The following is a 13,042-nucleotide window of genomic DNA, read 5'->3' as shown; positions in this document are numbered from 1 at the left end:
GGAACAGACCGAATGGAAGAAGCTCTGCAGCAGGAACCAACGGAAGCTGGAGAAGACCGTATAAAGGAAACTCTGCCATTAGAGCCAATGGAAGAGGAAACAGAGAGTGTAAAGGAAACTCTGCCATTAGAACCAATGGAAGAGGAAACAGAGCGTGTAAAGGAAACTCTGCCATTAGAACCAATGGAAGAGGAATCAGAGCGTATAAAAGAAACTCTGCCATTAGAACCAGTTGAGGGGGGAAAGGGCGGAGCAGACCGTATTAATAAAACTTTGTTATTAGAAACTTTGGAGGAGGATGGCTATGTAATTTATTGGAATCCGGGCGGTCAGCTGCCTGTAGAACTGGCAACCCCATCGGATGCCGCAGCAACCTCATCCGATGCAGCCTCAACCAAGGCAAGAGCGGGGAGGGATACTGCCAGTGGTCTGAGTCCGGCAAGACCTGTAAAAACTCTTGCTAAGGCAATCGAGCGTGCAGAAAAGCTGATGGAGAAAGAAGGACTGGACTCTTCGGATGTTACGATTTATGCCATGAATCCGATGGAGGTGGCAGACGGGGAATTGTATGCGTTAAATGCAGGAAATATCCGCATTGCATCCTGGCCGGGACGTCCTTATGAGAGTGATGCACTGTTTTATGTGAATGGCGGACAGTTAACACTAATGAATGTTTTACTTGAAGCAGAAGAACCGGCTTATGAACCAAATGAGACAGAGTTGGTTTATGTTCGGGGCGGCGTCCTTCAGATGGGGCAGGGGGTCAATATTAATGGCTGCGTTATCATGGATTACAGCAGCAAGCTGGAAGATATGGAGTGGAAAAATGATATTGCAACTCCAGCCAATGCGGTCGAAGCAGTCAGCGAGGCGGAAGCAGATGATACGGGGAGCGAAGGAAATAAAGGAAATGAGAAAGTATTAGAAAAAGTACTAGAGAAATTACAACCGTTAAAATCGCTGTCTTCCGCTGCCCAAAAAGCAAAAACAGCAGGAGAAGCGTCTTTTAATATTGATAATTATGCGATAGATGCCAACGAAGAGAAAATCGAACTGGTGAAAGATAAGATGTCCGTCAGCACCTGGAGAGCGCCGGTTATTCAGTTTATAGTAGGTTTTGACGGCAGCAGCAGTGAATACCTTCTGGATATAAAAGATGATGGCAGGGCAGGATCACGGGAGATGGTGACAACCCTTTATGCGGATGGTGCAAGTGCAGAAGACTTTTTAAGTTATTTTACTCTGGCAGAATCCGATAACTGGAGTCTGCAGGTAGAAATAAAGGAGGATGCCCAGTTAAGGGATACAGAATCAGAAGATGAGATCCAGCCCCTGTCCTCTCCCTTAGAGGAAGAGCTGCTGACCCATAAGACCCTGATTGCCAGCCGTTCTTTAGACGGAGCAACTGCTTTTTACTGGAATCCGGGCGGGGATATGACGATCAGCGGGATTACTTACCGGGCCGGCAATGATGGTGGTTCGTATGACGGATTAACCCCGCTCTATCCATTTAAAACCTGGAGTAGGGCAGCTGAGGAAGCTAAGAAGGCAGGCGGAGGAGTAGTTGTAGCCATGCGGTCCCTGAATTTGGGAGATGCAGACGCCGGTGATTATCTGGGGCTTTTGGGTGGAAATTTTTATTTGGCATCAGAAGATCCATCACTGATCACAACGCTTTGCACATGGAATGTTAATCCGCAGCCGGCAATCATCGTACCGAAAAACAAGGCATTGGTCTTAGAAAACCTTTCCCTTGGCGGTGGGTATAGTGAAGGAGGGAATGAGGCCGATGCTCCGGCGGTTCTGGTAAATGAAGGGGATCTTATCGTTGAAAAGAATGTCGGAACAGAAGAAAATGGATACATTCAGGTAAATGCGTTTCCGGATTTGGCGAATCATCCGGTTAAAGTAAATAGTGTGGATGCTGTACATGACGGGAATTTAAGAGTATTTTTCGGCGGTATTAATACGAACATAGGATACCGTTTTATAGATGTTGTGATACCTGGCGGAGCTTTGTCGGAGTCAATTAGTGCGATTGCTGATGAGACAGACCGGGGGATACAGGCAGATATCGCAGGTCAGGCGCTGCTAGGCAGGATAAAGCTGCATGATTCCAATAAGTCAGTGTCAAATGGCGGAGTGTCAAATGTTGACTGGATTCTGCGTCAGGATACAGACGAGGACGACAGTGTTGCAAGGCCTCAGAATGTAGAGCTTTATGCGGAGTATTACTATGACAGTATTTATATCGATGGTGTAAACGGAAGTGATAACAATTACGGATCATCGTGTGAATATCCGGTGAAAACCTGGAGAAGAGCAAAAGAGATTTGGGAGAAGGAGATGCTTAAGAGTCTGGCAGCCAGACAAGAAGCAGTGGGAGACGGAACAGCATTAGATAAAATAGAAACGGACTATCCGATGCCGGAAAAGATTTATATTTGTGATACTGTGACCGTAGACTCTGCCAGCGAGCCGGAATGGAAGCTGGAACCCCGTTATGACTACGCGAGAGGTACTGATGTTAAGACCGAAGTCGTATCTCATATTGACAAAATAGCAAGTCAGGGAGAGGGAAACACTGTACCGCGTCACGCAGCTCCAAAGACTTTAATCAAAGTAACAGGAAGCGGTGTTTTAAGCATACGTGACGTATTTATCCGTAATATGGTGGATGATACTGACAGTGTTACGATTAAGGTAGAGGCAGGCGGAACTCTGAACTTAAGGGGAGAAACTACTCTGAACGGAACACGTCTGAAGAGTACCGGTTTTGTTCAGAAAGATCTCACCCTGGGTAACCACGTAACGGTTACCGGAGGCGGCCACTTTGTAATGGAATCTGGCTGGACTGGTTCGATTGAGAACCGGGAGCAGGGTGTGGTTGCGGCCGGAAGCGGCACAACAGTTGAGATGAACGATGGTTTTATTCAGAAGAACAACTCTTACCGTATCGATTATTATGATGCCGGAATAACCACTCATAAAGCAGGAGGCGGTGTGGCTTTAAGTGATGGCGCCGGGTTTACGATGAACGGAGGAACCATTACAGGAAACCAGACCTATCAGTATGGAGCGGGTGTATATCTGGGGACAGGGACCTCATTTATTATGAAGAAGGGGGAGATCTCTGGGAATAATATACCGGTATACTATGTTTCAGGCAAAAGCAGCACATTCCTGCATACACAAGGCGCCGGTATATTTGCAGGTACCGGTACCATCGTAGAGATTGGTGATGGGAGCGGTGTACAGGAAGATACAAAAATCAGTGACAACCAGGCATATCTGGCTTATGGTGCCGGTATCTATGCGGATGGCAAATTAGACATTAATCGTGCGGCCATTATTGATAATAAGTGTGATATAATCAGCCAAAGTAGTAGATCGAATGACTCTATTAGCTTAGGAGCTGGAATATATGTAGGGGCACACGGTACGCTTACAATGACAGAAGGATTAGTCAAAGGGAATGGTATTCCGACTGAGGGTGTCCATCAGTTAAACGGTGCCGGTATCTATATTGCTGGCGGTACTGGCACAATATTAAAGAGTACGATAACTGAGAACAACACGAGATTTCAGGTGTATACCACTAGTACACTGGACTGTGGCCGTGGCGGCGGTATCTATCTTGCCGGGGGGAGTACCCTTACAATAACAGATACAACGATTTCTAAGAATGAAGCTGGAGTGGCTGGAGGAATCTATGCAGTCGGATCATCCGGTAATAATGTTTATTTAATCTTGGACAAAACCATCATAGACGGAAATAAAGCGATAGGAGACATTTATAGCAGTACCACCCTCAGCGGTGATGTCGGAGGTGTTTATTTCGAAGGATATGGAGATCTGACTCTGAAAGATGGAACTAGGATAATTAATAATTCTGCAATAAGAAATGTTGGCGGACTTTACCTTAGAGGCAATTCTAGTAGCCATGTTTATATGAGGGCAACCGTACAGGGAGCAATTGAAATCAGCGGAAATAAAGCTATGAGTGGTTATGCTGGCGGGGTCTATCATTACGGATCCTACTGGTCTGCTGGGAATGTACTGATCAAAGATAATACAGCGACTACGTATGGTGGTGGGATCTATAGCTCAAACGCTGGTTCGGCCTTGTTCAGAGATATGGATATCTCTGGGAATAAGGCGCTACTTGGAGGAGGGCTGGCACTTAATACCGGTAATTACTATATACAGGATTCTTCCATTGAAAACAATACTGCATCTGATAGAGGCGGTGGCATTTATCTGATTGCCAATCCTAGCTTGTATCTGTCAGAAACGCACCCCGGTAAATTTAAAATAACGGGTAATCATGCCGGATATGGCGGCGGGATTGCTGTGGGGGCGGTCAGCCAATTTGCGATGAATATCGCCGGTCCAATCCAGAACAGTGCGGATAAACAGGGCAGCAACTTTTATTTAAATGGATCTGGCCAATTGGGATTTTTAAATGGAAAATTTAAGCAGCCGGAATTATCTGAACAGGTGGAGGGTGTATACAGTATTTATATTAACGATACATCAACCGCTACCAATAATAAATATTTTGATTTCAGTAAGGTAACTGCTGAGAAAAAAACAGAAGCTAATCATCCTGATGTTATCTTTTTAGATTCAGGAAACTCTTTTCTGACAGTGATTGGTACACCGCCGACAGGTGCTGTTTATGGCGACTTTCCGATAGATTTAAATACAAAGGTGTTTAAATCTGGAAGTGTAGTACTGAAAGCAGCGGGAAGTGTTTCAATAGCAGTGCCGTACCCTGATACTAATCTAAGCAATATTGTAACAAATAACATCATGTACAGTAATATTGAGGATGCGTCGGATAAGCTGGATTATTATCGTGGTGGTAAGCTGCCAAGAAGAAATGAACTGGGCAAATTTAAAGATAGTAATGATAGTAGCAGAACGAATGTCATTCTTTTTGGTCAGGGGGTGTATTTAGATGGAACCGGCGGAAGTGACCTCAATGGCGGTACTTCACCGGCGGATGCAGTTGCAACTTTTGATAAAGCAAAAGCGACTTTAGAAGCGAATGTTACAAACACTGCTAATGATGAGGCTGGTCTCCCGGAGGATGAGAAGGAAGGATTTGCTCCGTTTATCTATATTTGCGGCCAGGTTAATATTAACACCAATGATACGTGGGTACTTGATTATAAAGTTCCGCTGTATAAAGAGGTTAACAAGTATTATGGGATTGCGGAAGAACGGAATGGGGACCCGGTAATGGAAGCCCAGGTACGCCGGTTTGCATCCTTTGTAAAGCAGCCGATGATTAAAGTCGGCAATGACAGCAACAGTGTAGCATTTACTACCGGAAGACTGATTATTGACGGTATGGCAGATGCAGTTGTTCTTGTTGATCAGGAATTACTCAGTCCGGTCATTTACGGTTCTATAAGTACTAAGGTAACCCTGACCGGAGATTCAATGATCACGAATAATTACTCCAGTGCATTAGATATTTACGGTGAACTGACACTTAACAGTGAGAATGGTACCGAGAACAAGCAGATATATAATAACCAGTCAACGTCAGCGGTTCGGTTGTATGGATCAGCCCGAATGTGGATGTTGGGCGAGGCTAAGATTATAACGGATAATACAGTTGAACGGGTTGCTAACGCTACCAGCAATGGTATAGTTGTTATGGGAACGAATGTCTTAATATCTATGCAAGATGACAGTGCTATTATACAGGGGCCAGGATCTTCTGGGCTGTTGAAGGGGTCTCTGATTACATCCGATAAACAAAATACCACTATTGAAATGGGGGGTAAAGCCAGATTAGAAGTTGGTAATATTACGGGCAGTGCAGTGAGTATTACTGGTAATGGATCAAAGATTGATATGACGGACGATGCCAGTATTGCAACTCTGGAGAATGCATATTGGACAAATGGTATTAATATGGGGGCCAATAATTCTCTAGAGATGTCAAAACGAGCTAATATTACTTATGGTGGGGCATTCGCAACAATGGCCTACGGTGTACATCTGTCCGGCTCTACTGCGGCATCGGTAAAGATGCAGGATGATGCGGCGATTAATATTGCTGATACAGCTACGTCTGGACCAAATGTGTTTTATGCAATATATGTCAGTGGAGTCTCACCAACGGTTGAATTGTTAAACAATGCGAAGATTACTGGAAGTCGGAATATTGAGAATTATACCAATGGTATTTATGTAGCCAGTTCCCAAAATGCAAATATTTTGCTGAATATGGAAGGCGGATTGGAGAAGGGCTCAGCCTCAATTACAGATATGACTTATGGTATTTACCTGTCTTCGTCAACAAACACATCTGTTTTAATGGGAAAAGAGGCTTTGATTAGTGGAAAGAAGGGAAGCAGCAGCAACGAGATATATGGAATATATATGACGGGCCTCAACAGTCTGAGCACAGAAACTAATATTGTAATGAAAGATAATAGTAAGATTTGCAATACAGACTATGGTATTTATGTATTTACTAATAACAATGGACCAATTAACATCATGATGGAAGGCCATGCAGCGATTGAGCAGAATACTAGGGGAATCTCCGATCAGAATGGAACTGGATCTAATGGCGGCGGCGGGCCGTGGCGGCTGAATATAAAGATGTCCGATAACACCAGGATATCCGGTAATTCTAGTTCTGGAATTCAATTGACTTCTTCGGTTCCCGGTTGGTCAGAAGAGGGCAAATATCAAAAAATCACTTTAAATGACCATGCAATGATTGGAGGCGATAATTATTACAGCAGCACAGACCCTGTTTCCGGAAATCTGGGAGCTGGAATATATGCCAGTGGTCCAATTGAGGTGATAATGAATGGCAATTCAAAAATATCCGGAAATGGTACTAATGTGAGTAATGGCAGTGGTGTAAGTTCGGGAATCTTTTTGACCAGAGCAACAAGCACTAATTATTATAGGTCAGGAACAGCAAAAGTTACCCTGAATGATTCTGCGTCTATTCGTGACAACAGAGGCGGTGGCGTTTATGCGGCAACGGTTTCCAACTCTGGAGTAATCTATAAAAATGAAGTCATCATTGAATTAAATGGAATAAAAGATGATGGAAGCTTTTCTGTACCGTCTATTGAGGGGAATACAGATGCGGTCTACTTAGGGATTGACGCAACCTTAAAGCTTAAGGGGGAGGCACTGGTCAAAATCAGTGACAGTCCTTATGAATCAGGCACTTATAAGGCCAGAGTAATTAATAATTACGGATATATTGAGTTGGATGGAAGAAGTACGGTTGACGGACTGATCTATATGAATGACGGTACCAGGCCGATTACAATGACTCATGCTGTAACCAATCCTGCAAGAAGGTATGATTTGCATCTGGGGGAAGGCTTTGCCGGTCGGGCAGTGGTAAAACCAGATGGCAAACCAGGGGGTATTACGGATCTCACAAGCTCAGGCAGTGAAGGCAGTCAATTGGCATATTTCAACAAGGTCAGCGCCGATGGAATGGCAGCCAGCAAGGTGATCGTCGAGATAGCACCAAATCTTGTGCTGCAGGGAGAAAATGATGTTTATCTGTCAGGCAGCGGGAATGATAGTAATATAGGCAACAGTCCGTCTACACCGGTCAGAACCTTTAAACGTGCCAAAGAACTGCTGCAGGGAGACGGTTACTATACCACAGGGGCGAATATCATTATCTGTGGATCAACAGTCACCGTATTGGCTGGGGATGAGGACTGGTCATTTGATCCTGGCGGATTCGTAACTAATTCACTGAGCGGAGAAAAGTGGCAGCCGCTGGTAGCCCGTTATAAAGAGTATGACGGTGGTCTTATTACATTATCTTCTGGCACCAGCACCCTTTACGCCTTTACTGTTACGTTTGAAAATATCACAATTGACGGCGGTTCAGAGGATGGTATTATTTTGACATCGTACCAGATGGATCAGTTGCTGACAGTCTACGGAGGAAAAACCGCAATTCTTGGTGAAGGTGCTGTATTACAGAACAATAAGGCAAATTCAACCGGTTATAACGTTAACTGCGCATTGGGTGTAACTGTTTATGGCGGTACCCTTGAGATAGATGGCGGGATTATTCGTAATATAGTAAGAGAAACAGGTTATAGTTCTCCAATTTCCAGATTTACCTCTGCAGTATATGTTGTGGGGAATGGTGATTATGAGGCTAAGCTGATTATGAAATCGGGACAGATCATAAATAATGAACTAAATGCCCCGAGGGCAAATTCTATCAATTCCCATATCGGAACGGTTTATGTAGCCCTCGGTGGCAGCATGGAGATGAGCGGCGGCCTGATTGAAAATAACAAGACTCTATCAACGTCTACAAATCCGGCGGGGGCAGGTGCACTTGTAAACTATGATGGCAGCATAACAATCAGTGGCGGAATTATCCGTGGAAATGAAGGGGGCTCTGGCAGTGCCATTTTCTATCGGGGTACTAGCGATTCTTCCCAAATGATTTTCTCCGGCGGGCAGATCATCGGAAATAAGCCAATCTCAAGCATAGGAAAGGAGCCGATTAATGCATATTCGCCGATTTATGTTATGGAGAAGGGCTTTGAACTGCGCGGTGGCGGTGCGGATATCAGGGACAGCATTTATTTATCCAAACCTCTAAGCGCTGTTAAAGTTAGTGATCATATATACCAGACCGGACGTTCTTACCGCATTTACTTAAATCCGGTAAATAACATCTTTATAAAAGGCAGCGTAATCGTAGAGCCGGATGGCAATAAAGTAACAACCGTTTCTTCCTACCTTCCATTTTTCGATGTGCGGTCAAACCCGTATGTACTGGATCAGGGAAGAACCGGTAACCTTGCCGGTAATGTGGTGGGTGTAAAGGAAAACCAGTGCTTAATTCTGATGAAGGCAGTTTATCTTGATTCGGTAAACGGGAAAGATGCGAACACCGGATTAAAGCCGAGTCAGGCCGTGAAAAGCTTTACCCGAGCCAATGCTGTGGGGAAAACGGGAGTTGGCGGAACTTCTGATCATTATGTGATTTATGTCTGCGGCAAGGCGACTAATACAAGCAGTGAAAGTGTCTGGACATTACCGGAAACTGCCTATATGTGCCGTTATACCGGATTTCCTGTCTATGAAAGCACCGGTATTGAAACACAGGAGCTCAACCGGGCATATTACGGTTATCTGATTGAGCCGGACAGTCCTCTGACATTTAGAGATATCTCTATTCAGGGACGAAGAAGCATAGACGGTACGGGAAGCAATGGTGACAGCCTGGTGTATATATCTGGTGGGCACAGAGCAACCGTAGAGAGCGGCGCAGTCTTTTCGAACAACTACAACAATGGCAACTATATTGCTGAAGATGGATATAGGGATAACTTAAGTTCAAAAGGTGGTGCGTTCCAGGTAGGTGCAAACGGAGACCTGGTGATTCGTGGAGGTGAAATTAAAGGCAACAGTGCAGCTTATGGAAATGCAGTCTATCTCGATGCAAGTGAAACAGATCCATTATCTATTGGAATACTGAATCTGACTGGAACACCGGCGATATCCGGTAACGTGTATCTAGATGGTACCTCCAATATAACTGCGGCCTATATACATTCGCTGGCCGATTATGTACCTTCATCACCTTTACAGGTTTCTGTCCATAATGACTACAATGGCCGGCCATTGATTCAATACGATGATATAATTCCGGGTGAGACAGAACTGAAACATTATTCATTTGATGATGCGATCAATGCATTGTATGATATTGTGAATAGAAGTTCCGATCCGCATATGTTGGAATTGAATCAGAGAAAGGTAATATATCTGGATGGACAGGAGGGTGATGACGGTGATGACGGAACAACTCCAGAGAAGGCATTTAAGACATTAAAAAAGACCTTTGAGGCGATAGGAGAGCAGGCAGATACGAAGGGTGTCCTTGTCTATGTTGTAGGTACTTTGGATATCGCTGCAGGAACCAGTGAACCATCTGATATTCAGTTGATGAATATTAAGGTTTCTGCTGGCGGCACCTATCACTATGAAGGATACTATGAGGATCTGGAGGGTAAGGTGAATATCCGGGGACAGGTATATTTCAAACGGTATTCGAAGCCCAAAGATTATGATGCAGGAAATCCTGTTTATGATGGATACGGCAAGGAAACATTACGTGACAGTCTGTTTGATGTCGGTGATGGCGGCCAGTTGATTTTGAGCGGTATTTATCTGGACGGTCATTCTGTCAGCAATGACAGCATTCAGCCAACATTAGCGGCACCGGGCGTAGAAGCTTTGTCCCCGTTAATTACTGTAAAAAATACCGGTATCCTGAAATGCTCTCAGGCAGAGGGAGGGGATGTGCCTGGTGGGATTTCAACCAAAACGATGTTTGTCAATAATATCAATAGAAACGATAAGAGCAAAGTACTTGACCAACTGAATGGTTCACCTATTCGGGAAGGCAGCGGTGCTGGTATCGAGCTGTTAGATGGAGGAATCTGTTATCTTGAGTATACGGAATTTGTCAATCTTGCATTAGGCGATCTTGTGCCTTCCGGCGGTACGGCTGTATATAGCAATGGATTCTTATCTTTCCGCTATATGGTGAACTTTGGAGGAAGTGTGTTCCTGGAGGGCTTTGGAACCAAAGAAGACGCTGCAAGTCATGATACCAGCCGCTATTTGACCGTAACATCAGCCGGTATTCCGTTAATGGATAAATTCCAATTAATGATGAGAGATCCGTATATGGGCAGAGATGTAGTTCATTATCCGGATTCAATTGAGCCAATTGACGCAGATGCCGCTTATTTCCTGTTAGAAGAGCGGGTGAAAGATTTCTTCCGCCTGGCAAACCGCAGCACAGCGAAGAATATTCTGGAGCTGCAGGTGCCGACCGCCGTCTATGTGAGCGGAACAACCGGTATTGACGCCCAGGAGGACCGGGTTGCCGGTTCGACTCCGAAGCATCCGGTAAAGACGCTTAAACGAGCGTTTGAGTTATTAAAGACCAGGGGCGGAAATACGATTTATGTAGTCGGCACCATTCAGGCAGACCGTAATATCCAGGTGACGGGGCAGTCCTATATTGGAACAGACGGAACTGTTATGCTGGGAAGCACCGACAAGGTTAAAATTGTCCGTTATATACAGCCGGATTTTGTCCTTAGTGATCCGACGGCCGGAGCAGCGGCGGAATATGATGTACCCGACTTTACCGGCGTACTGCTGAATGTAAAGGAGAATACAGCCGCCCAGTTCAGTACGAATGTATCCTTTGACGGGCACAGTGAACCGAAGAAAAGTGTTGATCTTCCGGTTGAGGTAATTGTAGCCGATGGATATAATGAAGCAAAGGCGCCGCTGATCAACGTTGAAAAAGGCGGAGCTTTGAATCTTCTGTCGAATGTGTCCCTTTATGATAATTACAATACCTATGATCCGGCTGCGGATTCTGATGGACAGCATGGCGGCGCCATCTATAACAGCGGAACAACAACCGTTGACGGCACTCTGTTTGAGAATAACAAGGCTGCAAAGGGGGCTGTGGTATACCAGGACGGGACCTTTACGATTCTTAGTGCGCCGGAGAACTTAAAAGATCATCTGAATACGTTCTACTTGACCTCAGAAAATACCGGAACGGAAACATCTCCGGTCTGGGGAGCAGACCATGTGATCCAGACAGCGGCTGCAATCCCGGAGGGTCTGACCTTTGATATTGATATGGATCCGAGGCGCGCGGTAAAAGGCAGAGATGTGGTACGGTTTACCAACAGTTCGGCTTATGATCCAAATGCAGATGCGGAGCATGACCATTTCCGCTTGGGAAGTACGGTACCGGAGAACTTATTCCTGGTAGAAGCTGAGAATGACCCGGAAGTTCTCGAATTGCAGAATTGGGAAGTATTAAAAGTTGAAGTACCGACTGATATTTACCTGGTCGTGAGCCGGAGAGGTTCTTATGACAGTACGAACAAGTTAGTGAGTGTAAATGCATCTTCTGCGGAAACGGAGCTATTTACTGCACCGGAATATGTGATTAAGAACAAGGGCAGCTATGATGCAAAGGTTTCGATTAGTGGTTTTAAAAATCAGACGATGGAGGCAGGCATTACATCTGACCCGGCTGATTTGATGAATCTGACCGCTAATGTGGCCGTAACAACCGCTGAGAATGATTTATACCTGGCCGTAAAAGGCTGGGATGATGCCATCGGCGGTACGGGATTTAATAATAGCACAGAGATCTCGCTGCAGCTCTATGCAGAATCAACGGTTACTGAAGCACCGATTGTGCTTGGAACATTGAACCCGGGGACGTCCGGTAACTTTACCTTTGTCGGAGCCGTAGGTACTGGATTTGTGGATAAATATATGGATGCCTCCTTCCCAATTGAAGGATCTGCCAAGTCTGAAGTGCAGGAATACATGGACGGAACTTCAAACTCCGGTGTAATTAATGCCAAAGCAAAATATCTGCTAAAATACAAGGTAGAGATCGATCCGTCCAGAAGGATCCCTTAACACAGTCGAAAGAGAGGATTTAAGCGTTGGAAGAATTTAACGAAACAGAAAAAAATCAAGAGAAAATCGCGGAAAAAGCCTCGGCGGCTGGTATTGTAAAAATTAATAAGAGGAGGAAGAAGGGCAAGAAGAAGGCCCTTCTTCTGCTCCTGTTATTGCTGGTCGTTGCCGGCGCCGGCGGTGGATATTGGTGGTATACACACAATCAGGTGATGGATGCGACAACCAAATACTGGTTTGACAAATTGGCTAAGGATGGTTCTCTGCAGGGAAAAACGCCCGCAGAAGTTCAAGGGCTTCTTAACTCCGTTGTGGAAGAAGGTATGTTTAATGTATCCATGAATGCCAAAGCTGTTTTCAATGATGGAAAGAGCGAAGGCTCCATCGGATTGGAGAATATTCCGCAGAACCGTTATTTCTGCCGTTTAGTGATTCGCAGAGATGATACAAATGAAGTGCTGTATGAGAGTAAGGGTTTAAAGCCGGGACAGTATATTGATAAGATAAAGCTAAAGAAAAATCTTCCGGCTGG

At 44.9% G+C, this 13,042-nt stretch carries 2 protein-coding genes; both read left to right on the top strand.

What is annotated here, in order from left to right; translation table 11 throughout:
* Positions 1–12: 12 nt before the first annotated feature.
* Positions 13–12,510, top strand: coding sequence for a hypothetical protein (locus RT269_RS26505; protein WP_313187186.1), 12,498 nt, complete (start codon positions 13–15; stop codon positions 12,508–12,510).
* A gap of 26 nt (positions 12,511–12,536) precedes the next feature.
* On the top strand, positions 12,537–13,042 hold a 506-nt coding region (locus tag RT269_RS26500; RefSeq protein ID WP_313187184.1), incomplete at its 3' end, for a hypothetical protein.

Source organism: Lacrimispora sp. (assembly GCF_032078915.1).
Taxonomy (GTDB): domain Bacteria; phylum Bacillota; class Clostridia; order Lachnospirales; family Lachnospiraceae; genus Lacrimispora.
The sequence above is the reverse complement of the archived record's forward strand: the minus strand, read 5'-3'. Positions and strand labels throughout refer to the sequence as shown.

What these genes read in the sequence shown, in the direction of transcription:
- RT269_RS26505 (WP_313187186.1), top strand. Translation starts at nt 13, where the DNA reads ATGGAAGAAGCTCTGCAGCAGGAACCAACGGAAGCTGGAGAAGACCGT.